Below are 19,457 nucleotides of genomic sequence, written 5' to 3'. Positions count from 1 at the left end.
CTTCAGCTCTTTCGTCGCGCACAAAAAGCATTTTCAGGAGATTTTATGAACAGCAGTTTTGCGAATATCAGCGTCAACATGAAGTTGGCATTGGGCTTTGGGACGGTTCTTTTTTTCACTGCCATTCTCGCTCTGGTCGGCTGGACCAGCCTCGATAAACTCATCAATCGCACCGACAGAATCGGCGATATCACTGAGTTGAGTGACAACCTGACCAATCTGCGCGTCGCGCGCCTGCAATATATGCTGACTGACGGCGATGAAACCGCCGCGCAAAACATGCAGAGCAAACTGGATGTCTTCAAGGCGCAGCAGCAGTCACTGCTCATCACCTTCGACAATCCGATCAACCTCAAGCCCCTACGTGAACTGGCCGACGTCACTCGCGACTACGAGGCATCGTTGAACAGCATGCGCGCTGCATTTCAGGCCGGCGCCAAAGTGCGTAATGACATGACCGCCAACGCCATGGTTGCCATGCGCGCTGTCGACTCGTTGAACGATGCCGTCATGCAGATCGATCCTGCGGACCCGGCGCGTTTCGATCAGGTCCAACTGGCGACTACCGCCAGGCAAGACCTGATTCTGGTTCGCTATGAAGTACGTGGTTATACCGGCAACCCCAATGACAAGACCGAGAAAGCAGCTTTTCAGCAACTGGATACGGCGATCAGTCATCTGGACAGGCTCAAAACCGCTTTTGGCACTGCCAACCGCGAACAGATTGCTCAGTTTGAAAGCGCTCTTCGCAGCTACCGCAGCTCGGTCGACGCTTTCAAGGCCACTACTCAGACTGCTGCGAGCGTGCGTAAGGACCTGACTTCCCAAGGGGCTGCCATCGTCAAACTGGGCGAAGAGCTGTATGGCATTCAGATGCAGATGGGCAAGGATGACACTGCTCAGGCGCGTAATCTGCAGATCGGTTGCGTGCTGTTGGTCATGTTGCTGGGCATTCTTGCGGCCATCGTCATTACCCGGCAGATCACCCGGCCGCTGCGCGACACGCTGGCGATTGTCGAGCGCATCGCTGCTGGCGACCTGACTCATACCGAAGCCGTCACCCGACGTGACGAACTGGGCGTATTGCAGCAGGGCATCCAGCGCATGGGCACCACCCTGCGCGAGCTGATTTCCGGTATTCGTGACGGCGTCACGCAGATTGCCAGCGCTGCCGAAGAGCTGTCGGCGGTTACCGAGCAGACCAGCGCCGGGGTCAACAGCCAGAAGGTCGAGACCGATCAGGTGGCGACCGCGATGCATGAAATGTCGGCCACCGTGCACGAAGTGGCACGCAATGCCGAGCAGGCGTCCGTTGCTGCCTCCGATGCCGACAAACAGGCCCGTGAGGGTGACAAGGTCGTCGGCGAAGCCATCCAGCAGATCGAGCGACTGGCCGCCGAGGTGGTTCGCTCATCCGATGCAATGAACGTGCTGGAGCAGGAAAGCGACAAGATCGGCAAGGTTATGGATGTAATCAAGGCGGTTGCCGAGCAGACCAACCTGCTGGCACTCAACGCAGCCATTGAGGCCGCGCGTGCCGGGGAAGCCGGTCGCGGTTTTGCCGTGGTGGCCGACGAGGTCCGCGGCCTGGCGCAACGGACCCAGCAGTCCACCGAGGAGATCGAAGGGCTGGTGGCGGCATTGCAGAATGGCACGCGTCAGGTGTCGGGCATCATGCTCGGCAGCCGCACGCTGACAGACAGCAGTGTCGAGTTGACGCGCAGGGCCGGTACGTCACTGGAAAGCATCACCCGGACCGTGTCGAACATTCAGGCGATGAACCAGCAGATCGCAGCCGCCGCCGAGCAACAAAGCTCGGTGGCCGACGAGATCAGCCGCAGCATCGTCAACGTTCGCGACGTGTCCGAGCAGACCGCTGAAGCCAGCGAAGAAACCGCAGCCTCCAGCGTCGAGCTGGCGCGTCTGGGAGGCCAGTTGCAAACGATGGTCAGCCACTTCCGCGTCTGAGCCAGCGGACTTTTATGCCCTTGCGGTGCGGGGCGCGGGAGGTGTTCTTTCGGACACCTGTCGTTTCCTGCGCTCCAGCGCAGAAGTGATAAAGAGGACGCGGAGCGTCCAGAACGGCATGCGACGCAGAGCGTCGCACGATAGCTTAGATTATCGTCCCTCACGCTCCAGCGTAGGAATGCCGTGGGTGACGCTCCGCGTCACAGATCTGCGCTGCGCCGCTGAATCGAGATCGGACGCAGAGCGTCGCACGATAGTTGAGCTTATCGTTCCTCACGCTCCAGCGTGGGAATGCCGTGGGTGACGCTCTGCGTCACAAATCTACGCTGCGCCGATTGTTCAAGATCGGGCGCAGAACATTCAGAACTGCCTACCTGTTAGTCCTGTAAATATACGATGGTATATCTCTCTCATACTCACAGATAAACATGACCTACTTTTGCAGGTTTTAACAGTTGTTCAAAACTCGATAAGCTTTACTCACTGTCCGGCAACTATTAATTCACGGCCTTTCTCTGTTATCGCCGACCGCCTGTTTGCTTATAACGCTGGCGGGTACGCGCCTGCACAGCCGATTCGAGGTGAACAATGCATTCGATATTTGAATTCGGTAAAAGCCTGCGCACGCCCCGTTTTGTAAAACCCGGTGCGCGCACTCCTTATTGGGCCGATGGTATTTGCCTGGTCGTTATTGCCGTGTTTATTGCGCTGGTGCTGTATGGCGTGGGCCAGATGATGCAGCCACTTGCCGCGCTGAACTCAAGCCCGATGAGCCTCGACCCTGCGCGCCTGCCCGAATATGCATTGCGCACCACGCTGCGCATGTTCATCGCGCTGGCGGCTTCGCTGGTCTTCACGTTTGTCGTGGCCACGCTGGCGGCCAAAAGCCGTAAGGCCGAGCAAGTGATTATCCCGGCGCTGGATATTCTTCAGTCGGTTCCGGTACTGGGGTTTCTGACGTTCACAGTGACCTTCTTCATGGGCCTGTTCCCCGGTCGGCAAATGGGTGTCGAATGCGCAGCGATTTTTGCCATCTTCACCAGCCAGGCATGGAATCTCGCGTTCAGTTTCTATCAGTCACTGCGTACCGTGCCGAGCGACCTGAATGAAGTCACCCGGCAGTTCGGACTGTCTCCACTGCTGCGTTTCACCCGCCTGGAATTGCCGTTCGCCGTACCGGGGCTGGTGTGGAACATGATGATGTCGATGTCCGGTGGCTGGTTTTTTGTGGTCGCCTGCGAGGCCATTTCGGTTGGTGACACCACGGTCAATCTGCCCGGCATCGGTTCGTGGCTGGCGCTGGCCATCGAGCAGAAAAACCTCGCTGCGATTGCCTGGGCGGTGGGCGCAATGGCGCTGGTGATCCTGGCCTATGACCAATTGTTGTTCAGGCCGATCGTGGCATGGGCGGACAAGTTTCGCTTCGAACAAACCGCGTCGTCAAAGCGTCCGCGTTCCTGGATGTACAGCCTGCTGGGCCGCTCGCGGGTGGCACCGATGCTGGGCTCGATCCTCGCTGCGCCGTGCAAATGCCTGATGCTGATCGACTGGCGTGTGGTATCTCGGCTGTGGAGCGTAAAGCTCACGCCTGGCGTTGTTCGGCTGCTCGACTATCTGTGGCTGGCCCTGGTGATGGCCGCTTGCCTGACCGGCAGTGTTTACCTGTTCAGGTTCATCGAGACATCGCTGGGCATGAGCGACCTGGTCACCGCGTTGGGATTGGGGCTGGCAACAATGGTGCGGGTGATTGTCCTGATCGTCATCGCCAGCCTGATCTGGGTGCCTGTCGGTGTATGGATCGGCTTGCGCCCCGTGTGGGCTGAACGCTTGCAGCCGATAGCGCAGTTCATGGCGGCCTTTCCAGCCAACGTACTGTTTCCTTTTGCAGTGATTGCGATTGTCGGCCTGCACCTGAACCCGGACATCTGGCTTTCGCCGCTGATGGTGCTCGGCACCCAGTGGTACATCCTGTTCAACGTGATCGCAGGGGCCAGCGCCTTGCCGACTGACCTGCGCGAAGCGGCCACGATATTCAACATGCGCGGCTGGCAGTGGTGGCGGCGTGTGGCCTTGCCGGGGGTGTTCCCCTACTACGTCACCGGGGCGCTGACCGCATCGGGTGGGTCGTGGAACGCCAGTATCGTCGCTGAAGCGGTGTCCTGGGGTGATCAGCATCTGGAAGCGGCAGGGCTGGGTTCTTACATCGCCAACGCGACTCAGGCGGGAGACTTTCCGCGCGTTGCGTTGGGCATTGTTGTCATGTCGATCTTCGTCATCGCGTTCAACCGGTTGCTGTGGCGTCCGCTGTACGGGTTTGCCGAGCGGCGTCTGAGTCTTGTGTGATTTTGATTGAGGAGGGCGCCATCATGATGGCTGTCGAAACGCGTTGCCTGGTAGATGTTCAGAAAGTCCGACATGTGTACGGCAAAGGCAGCAAAGAGCGCCTGGTGCTGGATGACGTGACACTGACGCTCAATGAGAACGAAATAGTCGGCCTGCTGGGTCGCTCCGGCTCGGGCAAGTCCACCCTGCTGCGCTCCATCGCGGGGTTGGTGGTGCCCACCGAAGGCGAAGTGAATTTTCCTCGCCGCGTGCAGGGGCGGTCGATGTCGGTAGGCATGGTTTTTCAGAGCTTTGCCCTGTTCCCGTGGCTGACGGTGCTGGAAAATGTCGAAGTCGGGCTTGAAGCGCAACGTGTGCCACCTGCCGTGCGTCGCAAGCGCGCGTTGGCGGCCATCGACCTGATCGGTCTGGACGGCTTTGAGAGTGCTTACCCCAAAGAGCTCTCCGGCGGCATGCGCCAGCGCGTGGGCATGGCACGTGCGCTGGTGATCGACCCTGATGTGCTGCTGATGGACGAGCCGTTTTCCGCGCTCGATGTGCTGACGGCCGAAACCCTGCGCACCGACTTGCTGGATATGTGGAGCGAAGGGCGCATGCCCATCAAATCGATCCTGATGGTGACGCACAACATTGCCGAAGCCGTGCTGATGTGCGATCGCATTCTACTGTTCTCCTCCAATCCTGGCCGGGTGATCAGCGAGATAAAAGTCGATCTGCCTCAGCCGCGCAACCGCCAGGACCCGATCTTCCGGGCGCTGGTGGAAGAAATCTACGTGCTGATGACCCAGGACAACGATGCAGGCGAAATACGTCAGGGCGTGTTTCCGGGCACCGGGCTGGGCATGGTTTTGCCGCAGGTGTCCACCAATGCGCTGGCAGGGCTGATCGAAGCCATTCATGCGCCGCCCTACAGCCTCAAAGCGGACCTGCCGGAACTGGCCAGCGCGCTGCACTACAACGCCGACGAGCTGTTCCCGATTGCCGAGGTCCTGCAACTGCTGCGTTTTGCAGAGCTCAAGGGCGGTGATATTCGCTTGCTGCCTGCCGCCAATCGCTATGCGCTGGCGGATGTCGACGAGCGCAAGCAACTGTTTGCCCAGCACCTGCTGAGCTTCGTACCGCTGGTCGCGCACATTCGGCGGGTGCTGGATGATCGCCCCACGCACACGGCACCGGCACGGCGTTTTCGCGATCAACTGGAAGACTTCATGTCGGAAAGCGATGCCATGCAGACCCTGAATGTCGTTACGCAATGGGGGCGCTACGCCGAACTGTTCGCTTATGATGAGCTGGCCGATCAGTTCAGTCTGGATAACCCGTCCTGAGGTTTGTACGACATACTCGGCAGGCCTTTTGAAGAGCGAGAGGGTGCAGATGCACGAGCCAGAATCCTGTAGCAGGACCGCGATGGCCGTCAGGTGGGTCGCCTTGCTGGCGCTGGCGCTGGTCATCGCGATTGCCGATACCCTGACCGATCTGGAGATCGCCGTGGGGGTGTTCCAGATCGCGGTGGTGTTGCTGGCGGTCAGGCTTTTACCGGTCAGGGGCGTGATCGTCGTGGCGGCGGTGTGCATGCTGCTGACGGTGGTCAGTTACGAAATGACCACCTCCAGAGGCAGCGAGGCGTCCGGGTTGATCAACTGCGTCATCAGCCTGGCCGCCATCGCCATGACCACCTGGCTGGCGCTGCGTATGGCGCGGGCCATCCGCACGGTTCATGAAGCGCGCTCGCAGCTGGCGCACATCGCACGGGTCAATCAGTTGGGTGAGCTTGCTGCGTCCATTGCCCATGAGGTGAATCAGCCGCTGTCGGCGATTGTCATCAGCGGTAACGCCTGTCAGCGCTGGCTGGCCACCGAGCCGGTCAATCTGGAAAAGGCCCGTCAGGCAGTCGAGCGCATGATCGGTGATGCCAATCGCGCCGGAGATATCATCGTGCGAGTGCGGGCCCTGGCGAAGCGCTCGTCGACGCACAAAGAGTGGATAAGTGTGGCGGACACGGTGGCCGAGATCGTTGCGCTGGCGCACAGCGAGATAGACGGGCAGGGCGTCACACTGTCGGTTGACGTGCCGGAGGGAATGCCACCGCTGCTGGCTGACCGTGTGCAGATCCAGCAAGTGCTGCTGAACCTGATGCTCAACGGCATGGACGCGATGAGGAAAGTCGAACCGGAGCAGGCGCAACTGGACGTGCGGGCCGAGTGGCGCGGAGGCGGGGAAATCGAGTTCACTGTCAGCGACAGCGGTGTAGGTATTCAGCCGGAAGCAGCCGATCGGCTTTTCGACGCTTTCTACACCACCAAAGAGGAAGGCATGGGAATTGGGCTGGCGATCAGTCGGTCTATCATCGAAGCGCATGGCGGACGAATCTGGGTGACGCCCAACCCGTCAGCCGGGGCCACGTTTCATTTCACTCTGCCCACTGGAAAAATGGAAACCTGATGAACACAGCCGCTACTGCACCGCAGGCCGAAGAGCCGGTCATCTTTGTCATCGATGACGACCTCTCGGTGCGTTCTTCGCTGGAAGACCTGCTGGCTTCAGTTGGCTTGCGCAGCATGTTGTTCGGCTCGACCCGCGAGTTTCTGGACACCCCTCGTCCTGATGCGCCGGGCTGTCTGATTCTGGACATTCGCATGCCCGGCATGAGTGGCCTGGATTTTCAGGAGCACATGGCCAGGTCGGGGATTTTTCTGCCGGTCATTTTCATCACCGGGCATGGCGATATTCCCATGTCCGTGCGGGCGATGAAGGCCGGTGCGGTGGAGTTTCTGACCAAACCCTTCCGTGACCAGGACTTGCTGGACGCGCTTCAGCAAGGGCTTGAGCGAGACCGCAGCCGTCGCCGCAACTCAGCCGTCGAAGCCGAACTGCAGCGCCGTCACGCCAGCCTGAATCATGGCGAACAGCAGGTGATGGAGCTGGTCGTCAGTGGCTTGCTCAACAAACAGATTGCAGCACGCCTGAACGTGAGTGAAATCACCGTCAAGGTCCGGCGTGGCTCGGTCATGCGCAAGATGGAAGCCGACTCGCTCGCTGACCTGGTCAAGTTTGCCGAGCGGCTCAAAGAGCTCCGTTGATTAACCCACGCCCGCACACCTGTCGTTCCTTGCGCTTCCGCGTTTGACTGCCTTGCGTGAGGCTCCGCGTCACAACTCTGCGCCGCGCTGCGTGCTCGATTAATTCACCAGTTGTGGCAATACGTAGTTGCGCACCACGTACAACGAACCCTCTGCGCTCAAGTGTCCCGAGTCGATCTGCAGCAATGAGCGGCTGTTTTCCAGGCGTACCCGACAGGCATCGGCGATGCACAGCTTGTCGATCAGCGACACAAACTGGATGCCTGCCGATACAGCCAGCGCGCGGGTTGCCTGATCCACCCGCATGACGCTTTGATCCAGCGCCGGATCGCGGATATACGACTCGCTCAGCCCCCAATGACGGTTGACGATGACACTGGGCAGCGATGGGCTCCACGACGGCATCGGACCGATCAGCACTATATGTTTCACGCCAAAGCCCTTGAGTCGGGTCGCAATCCGCTTCCAGTCGGTCTTGTCGTGGCCATCCTTCTGCGCGATGACCACGATGTCCGGACGCAGCCTCTCGATGCTTTGCAGGGCAGTCCTGTTGGAGTAGTCGCAGGCCTTGCTGGTCGCTGACGCGCGTCCCTCGTGGTCATTCAGGTCGGGAACGCAACTGGCCGAGGCCACCTGATAGAAGGGGGTCGTGCGTGTCAGCAAGGTACGCAGCCCGAGTGACAACGCCTGGGCGTGAGAATCGCCCCACAAGAACACTCCGCCCGGCCCCTGTTTGCGCGTGCAGGCCTCGTCGATGCCCGACTGGCCACGCTGGGTCAGGGCGGAAAAGGCGTCACATTTCAGCCAGTAGGGCTCGTACAGGTTGTGCTGTCGATCGACGTATTCCTGGATGAAATGCGCCTTGTCCGAAACACTGATCGGGCGAAGTGGCGATACCACGCCCCGCGTCGCACCCACTAGCGCCCCGGCCGCGAACACCAGAACGACCAGTGCGGCGGGCATGGCAAATTTTCGGCGCTGCCCAGGTTGATGTGTGCTGGCGGGCTGCTCGATCAGTCGCCATGAAATCAGCCCCAGTGTCAGGGCCACGCCGATGCCCAATAGCACCGTGCGGGTCTCGCCCAGCAAACCGGTGTAGTTCATCCACACCACCACCGGCCAGTGCCACAGGTACAACGAGTACGACAGTTTGCCTGTCCATTGAAACAGCGGGTTGCAGGTCAGCAGCGAATCATTGCGGGCCGCCGCGATCACCGCGAAAGTCCCCAGCACCGGCATCAGCACCAGATACCCGGGCCATGTGTCCTGCACGGACAGCAGACAGAAACCGGCGACGATCAGCGCCAGTCCGACCTGTTCCAGAACTCGCTGCTGCAGGGGCCTGAGTTGCAGCGGGAACAGGCAGGCCACGCCACCCGCGAGCAACTCCCAGGCACGGGTCGGCAGCAGGTAAAACGCAGCTTCCGGCCATCGGGACGAGGCAAATACACAAAGCACAAAGCCCGCCAGACTTGCGCCCAGCACCCACCAGCGCAGGTTGTGCAGCGCGACAAAGCGACTGAGGAGCAACAGTGCAATCGGGTACAGCAGGTAAAACTGCCACTCCACCGACAGCGACCAGCTGTGCAACAGCCATTTCTCATGAGCACTGGCGGTGAAATAACCGGCCTCGCGCCAGTAGACAACGTTGGAAACGAATCCCAGGCTGCTGGCCACATGAGTGCCCAACGCGCTGTAGTCCAGCGGCAGCAAGGAGAACCAGCCCAGCAGCAGCAAGGCAAGACACAGCACCGCGAGGGCCGGGACGATGCGTCTGGCCCGCGACGTGTAGAACGTTGCCAGCCTGAATTTGCCGCTCCTCAAGCCGCGCAGGATGATCCCGGTAATCAGATACCCCGAGATCACGAAAAACACGTCCACCCCAGCGAAACCGCCAGGCAGCCAGGCGGGTTGAAAGTGAAAGAGCAGCACCGCAGCCACCGCGATGGCGCGCAGCCCATTGATGTCTTTTCTGAAGTCCATTTGAGAAAGCCATCCGGTGGATGATCGTGAGGGAGAGTGGCGCTGTGCAGCGCAGCGGCCGGGAAGTTATCTGGCGGCCCGTCAGTGGGCAGTGGAGGGCAGCCTGAGCGCATGGCTTGCAGCGGATTGTCTGCTGGCAATCACATGACCAATGGCCACGCCTATAAACAGATTGGCGACAGCGACCTCGAACATGTCGGTGGTCCAGCTGATCAGGCACCAGCAGAAGCTGATCGCCAGCAGCATGTGGCCGATGCGGGTCTGATCATCGATCAGTCGGAACAACAGCGGAATCTGTAGCGCGTACAGCAACAGCCCCAGCACGCCCAGCATCGCCCACAGATACAGCGCCGAGCTGTCCATGCCGAGAAATATGCCAGCACCTTCGACCGGAAATAGCCCCATTGTGCTGCCGACCATGCCGAAGCCCGCGCCGCTGATCATCCAGCCTTCGCGGCTAATGGCATTTATCAGGTTGGGCCAGGTATTGATCATCCGGTCATACAGCGAGGCCAGAGAGCCGCCGCTACTCACCGCATAGGCATCAGGGCTCACAATCAGCCCCAGAGTCGGTAGCAGCAGGCCGATGCCTACCACCACGCTGCAAAGCGTCCGGCAGGTCCAGCTCATTCGCCGCAGCAACAGCAGAATAAGGGTCAGGGCAAATGCCGCGGCTGGCGCTTTACTGGTGGTCAGCACGATGGCGTAAAGCGCCACGGCACTGAGCAGGATCATCATCAGGCGTGAGCGCACGAAAATGATCAGGTACAGCGTGTAGAAGGCGATCATGATCGACAGCACGTTGGACACTCTGGCGAAACCGGCAATGCGGTCTACCTCGTCCGCGCTCCATGTGGTGTTGGCGCTCAGTTCGGTTTCACCGACGCTGTAGCTGTAGCCCTTCCAGGGCACCGAGGTGTACTTGTCCAGAGCAATACCCAGCAGTGAGGCCAGCAGGCAAAAGCCGATGGCGCGGTACAACAGCGTGCGGCGGTAGAGCAGGTGCTTGCTGCACACCAGGCCGAACGCCAGCGGGCTCAGGGCGAACAGACTGAACGCCAGGTTGTGGACGCTGGCGCGATGCAGCATGGCCAGCAGCCCTGAAATCAGCCACACCATCATGAATGCCCAGAACAACCGTCCCGCCTTGAAGGTGCACAGCTCAAGCACAAACAACAGGATGCAGGCAGCTTTGGGCAGATAGAGCAGCGGGCTGATGCCTGCCTGATCGAAGTAGAAGCGCAAGGCTCCAGAGAAGGTCTCGACCAGAATCAGGCTGATGGCGACCCACACTACCACCGTGGATTTATCAAAGGACATCACCGACGACCTGGCGTCGGCGCTGTTCGCAGTAGTCAACGCCATGCTGGCTGCCTTCTGGATATGCGTCAGGGGAATTGCGCGGACAAAGCTACCGCCCGACGATCACGGGCATGTGTCGACACAGGAAGGCTCTGGGAGATGAAAGGTCTGGAGCGAACGCTCGCAACGGCGTGACAACACGTATATCAGTCGCAGTTCGGGCAACTGTCAATTAATTAGTCGGGATTAAGGGCTATGCGCTGCACTTTGTGCCAGGGATTGGACGCAGAGCGTCCAGAACGGCGTGCCCACGCTGGAGCATGGGCACGATAGTGTTTTGGCGGGTGATCCCCCAGACACCGATCGTTCCTCACGCTCCGCGTGGGAATGCCTTTCGTGACGCTCTGCGTCATCAGCTGCGGATTACGGGTACTTGCGTCTGTCCGGTGCTGGCGGGAAGTACTGGTACATCCACGTTTCGCTCAGCGTACGGTCGCCAGTGCGGATGAACATGCGCATTTCAACCGGCTCGACCGAGTCGCTGTCCGGTACCCAGTCGAAGGTAACGCGGTAGCCCTTGATGTCCGGCAGCACGAGGATGTTGAAGTCCTGCACCTTGCCATGTGTGACCGTGACAATAGGCTCGATCCCGGTGCCTTCCGGCAAGCGATCCAGACCGCCGCCGTTGAAGTCCACGGCAAAACGGCGCGCCCAGGTTTTCGGGTAATGCTCGCCCGGTGCCCAGCCTTCGAGGAAGCCGCCCATGCCTGAACGAGTGGCGTGGACCTGCGCCAGCGGCGTGCTCACAGGTGGCAACGGGCTCCAGAACAGCTTGTAGCCGTAGTTCATCGAATCCCCGGCCTTGACCGGCGTTTTCGGTGTCCAGAACACCACGATGTTGTCCATCGTCTCGCCCGTGGTCGGCAGCTCCAGCAGGCTGACCTCGCCCTCGCCCCACGCGGTAATCGGCTCGACCCACAGGCTGGGACGGCGGCTGTACCAGACTACGGTGTCCTGATAGCTGGAAAACTCGTGATCGCTCTGCACCAGCCCGAAACCTTTCGGGTCGGTGTCGGCGAACGCGCTGAATTGCGGTTTGGCCGGGTTGTTCAGCGGACGGCAGATCCACTCACCATTACCGCGCCACATCGACAGGCGATCCGAATCGTGAATTTGCGGGTGGATGGTGTCGCACATGCGGCGCTCGTGAGTGCCGCAACTGAACATGCTGGTCATCGGCGAAATGCCCAGTTGCTGGATATCGGTACGGGCATTGATGTGCGCGTCGATTTCCATGACCACCTGGCCAGCCTGACAGTCGATGTCGAAGCGGTAGGCGCCGGTTGCACTGGGCGAGTCGAGCAGTGCGTAAACCACAAAGCGTGTGGCGTTCTTGTCTGGCGTTTCAAACCAGAACTTGGTGAAGTCGGGGAATTCTTCCTGGCGCTTGGCGTAACTGTCGATGGCCAGGCCGCGGGCCGACAAACCGTATTGCTTGTTGCTGTCCACGGCCCGGAAATAGCTGGCACCGAGGAACGAAACAACGTCGTTGATGGCGATTTCGGGTGCCTTGAACAACTTGAAGCCGGCAAAGCCCAGATCGCCCTTGACCAGATTCTTGTCGATGCCGCTGCTTTCGTAATTGAACAGGTCATGGCGGAAATGCACTTCACGCGCCTGCTTGTTCTGCGGGTCGACGCTGTACATGCGCACCGGCGTCTTGAAACCCATGCCGACGTGGAAGAAATGCACGTCGAGCTGACCGTGGACGTCTTTCCACAGTGAGTGGTTCGGGTCGTAGCGAATGGCATTGAATTGCAGCGGCGTCATATTTGCCAGGACGGGTGGCAGCACTTGCTTGTTGCTCACATAGCCTTTGCCTGCGAGCTTCTTGGCATGGGCTTGCAGCTCTGCAAAATCGAAGTGTTCGATCTCGCCATCGGCTGCAGCGGCCAGTGCTCGCGCAGCATAAAGCCCTGAGGCCGACACGCTGCCGTAAGCGGCCAACGCCATGGACGCTTTCAGGAGATTTCTGCGATTCATAAGGGTGAAGCCTCTGAGTAATTCTGTGCGTCCTGCACAAAAAATGGCGCGCCAACGACTCCTTGCCGAACGCAAACTACCCACAACAGATAACAAAGACGAGATCCCGTTCGGAAATCAGTCAAAAAAAATCACCGATCGTGCTCAATGGAAGCGGCATCCAGATGGCAGGAATGGGCGTTTTTCAGGCCTGTTGTGGTGGGTTGAATGTGCTCGGCACCGCTTGGCGCAAGGCTTGCGAGCAAGGTGAGTACGCAGCGCCGGTCAGGGCGATAGGGCGCGTTGGCGCAGAGAGCTTGAATCTGCGCGCAATATTCAGCAACCATTTTGCCGGGTCGCAGACTGAGCAAATGTCAGTCTGACGCAGGCTGAGCGTCCAGTACCGCATGCCGACGCGGAGCATAGGCACGATATCCAGCCCGATTATTTACCGCTATATCGCATTCGTTCAGGCAATAGTCCTGACGAAAGTTTCACTCTGCGTGTTATATCGTAACGCTATGATGCAGCTGCATTAATGGATGCCGATACACGGCTCTCCACAGGGCAATAATCAGCGGGTGCCGGGGTAGTGATGCGGGTTGATTTGGGTGAGCACGATGGCCTCGAAGGCCTGCCGCGTTTTCAAATGGCGGTGCAGCAGGTTCGGCGTCTCGGGCGACTGATGTATGTGAGTGGTGGGGTGGGCGCGTTCGGGCTGCTGCTGGCCCTGTCCATCGATCTGTTTTCTCCTGGTTCATTGTGGATGGCCGTGCTGGGCAATGCGTCGGCGGCGCTGATACTGCTCGCCGCGGGCTTGCAGTCGGCCAGGCACGTCGCGATGTGGCGTGCCCGCGCGTTGGCTGCACCTGTTGCCGCAGACTCTCCCGCAACAGCGCAAGCGCTCGATGAAACCGGTTGGTATGAGCGCCTGCTTACCCGGCTGAGCGATTCGGGCGAGTCGCTGGTTCGGCACATCGGCAGCTCGACCCTGTGGCTTGCCGGGTGGGCAGTGCTGGCGTTGATCGTCATCCGCGCCTTCTGGAACCTGGCGTTGTCCGGTTCCGACCTTTCCACTTCAGGCAGTCTGGCGGGCAGCATCCTGTTGCTGTTGGCGTTCGGGCTCTTGGTCATCGAACGGCAATTGAGCAGCGAGCCCGAAGGCCAGTCGCCAGAGGCCGGGGCGCTGGCGCAACTGGTGCGCATGACGCTTATCGTTCTGTTGGCCGGCGCTTTGTGCCTGTTCTTCTCCAGCGCTGACCGTGTCTGGCCTGCACGGCTGGCTGTGTTGATCGGCCTGCTGCCATTGGGTGTGGCGCTTGAATTTCTGTTGCGGGCTGTGTTGTCGGTGTTCAGCCCGCGCACTCCGCGTCTCGAGCCGCGCCTGCTGGCCGCCAGCTTCATCGCTGACCTGCTGCGCTGGCCGCCGCGCCCGTTGCTCGCCTTGCAGCATGAGCTGCACAACCGCTTCGGCATTGATCTGCGCCAGATCTGGGCCTTTACCTACATGCGCCGCGCCTTTTTGCCGGTGCTGGCTGTGGTTGCAGCGCTGGGCTGGGCGCTAAGCGGCGTGCATGAAATTCCGATGCAGGGGCGAGGCATTTATGAGCGGTTCGGCAAGCCGGTCGAAGTCTTCGGACCGGGTCTGCATGTCGGTTTGCCTTGGCCGTTCGGCCGGGTCCTGGCGGTTGAAAACGGCGTGGTTCATGAGCTGGCGACCAGTGTTTCTGCGGCCGACGCGTCCGAGCAGACGCTGGACCCGGCCGAAGGGCCGCCGCCGGGCAGTGCCAACCGACTGTGGGATGCCAGCCATATCAACGAAAAATCCCAGGTCATTGCCAGCAGTGCCGGCGACAAGCAGAGCTTTCAGATCGTCAATATGGATGTGCGGTTCGTCTACCGCATCGGCCTGACAGATGCCGCGGCGATGGCCTCGACCTATAACAGCGCCGATATTCCTTCTCTGATCCGCAGCACGGCCAGCCGCGTGCTGGTGCATGACTTTGCCTCGCGCACGCTGGACGAACTGCTCGGCGAACAGCGCAGCGGGCTGGCCGATGACATCGGCAAAGCCGTGCAGGCTGACTTGCAGCGTCTGGACAGCGGCGTTGAACTGCTCGCCACGGTAGTCGAAGCCATCCACCCGCCAGCGGGTGCTGCCAATGCCTATCATGCTGTGCAGGCTGCGCAGATCGGCGCGCAGGCGCTGATCTCCCGCGAACGCGGGGCGGCCAGTGACAAGGCCAACCAGGCGCAGCTCAATGCCAGCGTTGCCCGTGATCAGGCCAGCGCTGCAGCCCGTGAAGTTCTGGCCACAGCGCAAGGCGCGGACCTGCGCTTCAGCGCCGAGCGCCAGGCCTACGCCAAGGCAGGGCAGGCGTTTTTGCTGGAGCAATACCTGGCGCAACTGACCGAAGGCCTGGGCAATGCCAAGCTGCTGATACTCGACCACCGTCTGGGCGGCGACAACGCGCCGACCATCGACCTGCGTACCTTCACCCCACCGGCAGACCCAACGGCGCCGCGTAAAGCCGTTCAGTAAGGAGTCGTCCCTTGAGTCTGTTTCATCATCATCACGATCACGCCGACCACGATAGCCATGACAGTCACGCTCATGGCGGCCACGGCCATCATCACCATCATCATGGCGCGACCGGTCCGGCAGCGTTCCCCTGGCGACGGGCAAGCCTGGCGGCGGTGCTGATCGCCTTCGCGATTGCGGCGGCGAGCCTGGTGCAGGTGCGCTCGGGTGAAGCGACCGTCGTCACCCGCTTCGGCAATCCTTCCCGCGTTCTGCTCGACCCGGGCCTTAACTGGCGCTGGCCCGCACCGTTCGAAGCGACCATTCCGGTGGATCTGCGCCTGCGTACCACGTCCAGCGGTTTGCAGGATGTCGGCACCCGTGACGGCTTGCGCATCATCGTTCAGGCCTATGTGGCGTGGCAGGTACAGGGCGATGCCGACAACGTGCAGCGCTTCATGCGCGCGGTACAAAACCAGCCCGACGAAGCTGCGCGGCAGATCCGCACCTTTGTCGGCTCGGCGCTGGAAACCACCGCGAGCAGTTTCGACCTGTCCAGCCTGGTGAACACCGACGCCAACAAGGTGAATATCACCGCGTTCGAAAATCAGCTGCGCCAGCAGATCGATCAGCAACTGCTGGCGACCTATGGCGTTCGTGTTCTGCAGGTAGGCGTCGAACGACTGACCCTGCCGTCGGTGACGCTCAACGCCACCGTGGATCGCATGCGCGCCGAACGCGAGACCATCGCCACCGAGCGGACCGCCGTGGGCAAGCGTGAAGCGGCGCAGATTCGCTCGGCAGCCGAACGCGACGCGCGCATTGTCGAGGCCGATGCCACGGTCAAGGCGGCCGATATCGAAGCGCAGTCCCGTGTTGAAGCCGCGCAGATCTATGGCCGCGCCTATGCAGGGTCGCCGCAGCTCTACAACCTGCTGCGCTCGCTGGACACTCTGGGCACCATCGTGACGCCGGGTACTCGCCTTATACTGCGCACCGACGCCGCGCCATTCCGCGTGCTGGTCGATGGCCCGCCAACGCTGGACGGCAAGAGCGGAACGCAGCCATGAGCCAACCGGTCGACGAGCCCGTAACGCAACGACCGCCTGCCAACAGCCCCTGGTTGCAGGCGAGCCGACTGGCGTTCATCGGGCTGTATGGCGTGACCCTGCTGGCGGCGCTTGCCTGGGCGACGTCCAACGTGCGCCAGATCGATCCGCAGAACCGTGCCGTGGTCATGCGCTTCGGCGCGCTCGAGCGGGTGCAGAACGCAGGATTGCTGACCGCCTGGCCGCAGCCGTTCGAGCAGGTGGTGTTGCTGCCGTCGGCTGATCGGGTGATCGAGCGACGGGTGGAAACCCTGCTGCGTTCGCCTGCGGCACTCAAAGCCGATGAAATCGCGACCCTGTCGGCGCCGATGAGCGATGCTCTGGCAGGTTCTGGTTTTCTGCTGACCGGTGATGCCGGTGTGGTGCAGCTGGACGTCACCGTGTTCTACAAAGTGACTGACCCCAACGCCTTCGTATTGCAGGGCGATCATGTATTGCCCGCGCTGGACCGACTGGTCAATCGCAGCGCCGTGGCGCTGACTGCCGCGCGAGACCTGGACACCATTCTGGTTGCCCGCCCCGAGCTGATCGGCGCTGACAGTCAGGCGGCAGAGCGTCGTGAGCGGCTGCGCGGCGATCTGGTGCGCGGCATCAATCAACGCCTGGCTGAGCTCAACGCGACCGGGATGGGCATCGGCGTCGAAGTCGCTCGGGTGGATGTGCAGTCGAGCCTGCCGACGTCGGCGGTCAATGCTTTCAATGCCGTGCTGACGGCCAGTCAGCAGGCCGACCAGGCCATGGCCAACGCACGCACGGATGCAGAAAAACTGACCCAGACCGCCAATCAACACGCTGATCGGACCCTGCAAGTGGCGCACGCACAAGCTTCCGAGCGCCTGGCCAAGGCACAAGCAGCCACCGCGACAGTCGTCAGCCTGGCGCAATCTGCCGAGAACCACAGCGATCCCGGCCTCATGCAGCGCCTTTACCGTGAACGTGTGCCGGGCATTCTGCATCAGGCAGGTTCGGTCACTACCGTCGATCCCAAAGACGATTCCCGCCTGATCATTCAGGGAGCACCGCAATGAGTGGCGAAGCCGTTCACACCCATCACGCCATCAAACCGCAAGCGGATGGCAGCCTGCTGAGCAACGCAGAGCAGCGTAGCGCAGCCCGGCAATTGACCCTCGCGATGCTGGCGCTGGGCCTGTTGGCATTGGGTCTGGTCTGGCGTTTTGTCGCTCCGGAACAGGCAGGCGTCAGCCAGTTGCTGTTGGGCGCTGCCTCGCTGCTGGTGGCGATACCTGTGATCAGCGCCGGTTGGCACAGCCTGCGGCATCCCAGTCTGCACGGCATCACCGATCAGTTAATCGCACTGGCGATGCTCGGTGCCTGGGCCACCGGCGATCTGATGACTGCCGCCTTGCTGCCGATCATCATGATCTTCGGCCATGTGCTGGAAGAGCGCAGCGTGATCGGCTCGCAGGAGGCCATCGAAGCGCTGGGTCGTCTGACCCGTAGCCAGGCACGTTTGCTGGGGCCTGATGGCAATATTCGCGAGGTCGACAACGCAACGCTCAAGGCTGGCGATCAGGTTGAAGTGCGTGCGGGTGATCGCGTCCCGGCCGATGGTCGGGTTCTTTCCGGGCAGGCCAGTCTGGACACTTCATCGATTACCGGCGAGTCGGTGCCGCTGGAGGCCAGTATCGGCGTCGAAGTGTTTGGTGGGGCGATCAACCTGGACGGGCTGCTGCGTATCGAAGTGACCCGCATCGGCGATGAGTCCACGCTGGGCAAGGTCATCGCGCTGATGCAGAGCGCGGAGCGCTCCAAGCCGCCGATCACACGACTGCTGGAGCGCTACGCAGGCAGTTACATGGTGCTGGTCTTGCTGATCGCGGCGCTGACCTGGTTTATCACTCAGGATGCCCAGGCGATGCTGGCGGTGCTGGTAGCTGCCTGCCCCTGCGCACTGGTGCTTTCGGCGCCGGCCACGGCCATCGCCGGTATCGCAGTCGCCGCGCGGCACGGTATTTTGATCCGCAGTTCGGCGTTTCTCGAAGAACTGGCGGACCTGAACTCACTGGTTGTGGATAAAACCGGCACCCTGACCTATGGCCGACTGCGCTTGCAGTCGGTGCAGGCTGAAGGGCCGCAGCATCCGCAATTGCTGGAGCTGGCGGCCAGCCTGGGGTCGGCCAGCAGTCACCCGGTCAGCCGTGCATTGGCCGGGCTTGTGGATAACACTCGGCTGCTGCCGTTGCTGGACACCCGTGAGCGGCAGGGACTGGGTGTGGTGGCGTCGACCGGGCAGGGTGAGGCAGCGCTGGGTCGTCCGGAATTGTTCGAACAGCTGGGCATTGTCACGCCCGGCGTACCTGCACATGACGGCCCGCTGGCCGGGTTGTCGCTGGATGGTGTTTTCCTGGCCTGGCTGCTACTGGCCGACAGCGTCAAGCCTGAAGCCCAGGCTGCGCTGTTTGAATTACGTGAACTGGGCATGGGACGGCAGTTGCTGTTGACCGGCGACCGACAAAGCGTGGCCGACAACCTGGCACACGATATCGGCATAGCAGACGTTCAGGCGCAGGCATTGCCGGAGGACAAACTGAACCGTGTCATGGGCGAGATCGCCAGTGGCTTCCGGCCGATGGTGGTCGGTGACGGGGTCAACGATTCGCTGGCTCTCAAGGCAGGCGTTGTCGGCGTCGCGATGGGGGCGGGCGGGGCAGACATTGCGCTGGCTTCCGCCGATATCGTGCTGATCGGCAGCGATCTGCGTCGTCTGGGCACCTGTGTGCGGCTCAGCCGTCAGTGCCGTCAGACCTTACAGGTCAACGTGATCATCGGTCTGGGCTGGACGCTGGCCATCGTTGCGCTGGCCGCGTTTGGTCTGCTCGGCGCTGCCGGCGCGATGGTCGCGGCTATCCTGCACAATCTAAGCACCTTGTTGGTGTTGGGCAATGCCGGACGTCTGCTGCGCTTTCAGGAGCCATTGCTGAAGCTATAGGCATTTGGTGAACGACAAGGCTCAGGCCAGCGGCGCTGATCAGCGCTTTAAAACGGCTTGAGCTTTGACGAATTCTGTTACAAATTAAGCGCTGTGTTTCAGTGCGTGATCCAAATTCAGGCTGTCTTTCGGCTCGAATCAGTGGGCACAGGGCTGTTCCCCGAAGTTGATTCATCGCA

General features: G+C 61.0%; 12 protein-coding genes and 1 pseudogene. 10 read left to right on the top strand and 3 right to left on the bottom strand.

The features are described 5' to 3' along the window. Positions 1-45: 45 nt before the first annotated feature. From RYC17_RS27010 to RYC17_RS17555, 6 genes and pseudogenes are all read left to right on the top strand, one after another. Positions 46-1,065, top strand: a pseudogene (locus RYC17_RS27010) (methyl-accepting chemotaxis protein); the annotation flags it as partial. 39 nt (positions 1,066-1,104) lie between these two features. Next, the gene (locus tag RYC17_RS27005) at positions 1,105-1,968 is read left to right on the top strand and encodes a methyl-accepting chemotaxis protein (RefSeq protein WP_369812074.1); all 864 of its coding nucleotides are present in this window, start codon (positions 1,105-1,107) and stop codon (positions 1,966-1,968) included. 588 nt (positions 1,969-2,556) lie between these two features. Then, positions 2,557-4,311: an ABC transporter permease gene (locus RYC17_RS17570; RefSeq protein ID WP_230017185.1), complete on the top strand. Its 1,755-nt coding sequence runs from the start codon at positions 2,557-2,559 to the stop codon at positions 4,309-4,311. A 20-nt stretch (positions 4,312-4,331) separates the two neighbouring features. Next, positions 4,332-5,636 (top strand): nitrate/sulfonate/bicarbonate ABC transporter ATP-binding protein, encoded by a 1,305-nt coding sequence (locus RYC17_RS17565; RefSeq protein ID WP_316888059.1) that lies wholly within the window; start codon positions 4,332-4,334, stop codon positions 5,634-5,636. A gap of 49 nt (positions 5,637-5,685) precedes the next feature. After that, the gene (locus RYC17_RS17560) at positions 5,686-6,753 is read left to right on the top strand and encodes a sensor histidine kinase (RefSeq protein ID WP_058402546.1); all 1,068 of its coding nucleotides are present in this window, start codon (positions 5,686-5,688) and stop codon (positions 6,751-6,753) included. Further along, a complete protein-coding gene (locus RYC17_RS17555; protein WP_005744911.1) occupies positions 6,753-7,391 on the top strand; it encodes a response regulator transcription factor in 639 nt (212 codons plus the stop codon). The genes RYC17_RS17560 and RYC17_RS17555 overlap by 1 nt, the downstream gene beginning before the upstream one ends. Positions 7,392-7,490: 99 nt before the next feature. Here the strand turns inward: RYC17_RS17555 and RYC17_RS17550 are convergent, their stop codons facing one another. The 3 genes from RYC17_RS17550 to RYC17_RS17540 form a co-directional block, all read right to left on the bottom strand. Then, positions 7,491-9,374, bottom strand: coding sequence for an acyltransferase family protein (locus tag RYC17_RS17550; protein WP_316903890.1), 1,884 nt, complete (start codon positions 9,372-9,374; stop codon positions 7,491-7,493). A gap of 81 nt (positions 9,375-9,455) precedes the next feature. Beyond that, on the bottom strand, positions 9,456-10,739 hold the full coding sequence (locus RYC17_RS17545; protein ID WP_316903888.1) for a hypothetical protein: 1,284 nt from the start codon (positions 10,737-10,739) through the stop codon (positions 9,456-9,458). A 360-nt stretch (positions 10,740-11,099) separates the two neighbouring features. After that, the gene (locus tag RYC17_RS17540) at positions 11,100-12,719 is read right to left on the bottom strand and encodes a glucan biosynthesis protein D (protein WP_058402513.1); all 1,620 of its coding nucleotides are present in this window, start codon (positions 12,717-12,719) and stop codon (positions 11,100-11,102) included. A gap of 574 nt (positions 12,720-13,293) precedes the next feature. Here RYC17_RS17540 and hflK point away from each other — a divergent pair. Genes hflK through RYC17_RS17520 form a run of 4 tightly spaced genes read left to right on the top strand, consistent with a single transcriptional unit; the run spans position 13,294 to position 19,278 of the window. Continuing rightward, the gene (hflK, locus tag RYC17_RS17535) at positions 13,294-15,240 is read left to right on the top strand and encodes a protease modulator HflK (protein ID WP_058402515.1); all 1,947 of its coding nucleotides are present in this window, start codon (positions 13,294-13,296) and stop codon (positions 15,238-15,240) included. Between the two features lie 11 nt (positions 15,241-15,251). Further along, positions 15,252-16,289 carry a protease modulator HflC gene (locus RYC17_RS17530; protein ID WP_316903885.1) on the top strand — a complete coding sequence of 346 codons (1,038 nt, stop codon included), beginning with the start codon at positions 15,252-15,254 and terminating at the stop codon, positions 16,287-16,289. Further along, the gene (locus RYC17_RS17525; RefSeq protein WP_316903883.1) at positions 16,286-17,356 is read left to right on the top strand and encodes a protease modulator HflK; all 1,071 of its coding nucleotides are present in this window, start codon (positions 16,286-16,288) and stop codon (positions 17,354-17,356) included. Before RYC17_RS17530 ends, RYC17_RS17525 begins: the two co-directional genes overlap by 4 nt. Further along, positions 17,353-19,278 carry a cation-translocating P-type ATPase gene (locus tag RYC17_RS17520; RefSeq protein ID WP_058402517.1) on the top strand — a complete coding sequence of 642 codons (1,926 nt, stop codon included), beginning with the start codon at positions 17,353-17,355 and terminating at the stop codon, positions 19,276-19,278. Before RYC17_RS17525 ends, RYC17_RS17520 begins: the two co-directional genes overlap by 4 nt. Positions 19,279-19,457: the final 179 nt, after the last annotated feature.

This window comes from Pseudomonas syringae group sp. J248-6, assembly GCF_032586995.1.
Taxonomy (GTDB): Bacteria; Pseudomonadota; Gammaproteobacteria; order Pseudomonadales; family Pseudomonadaceae; genus Aquipseudomonas; species Aquipseudomonas amygdali.
Note: the sequence above shows the minus strand (reverse complement) of the source record. Positions and strands in the feature narration are given on the sequence as shown.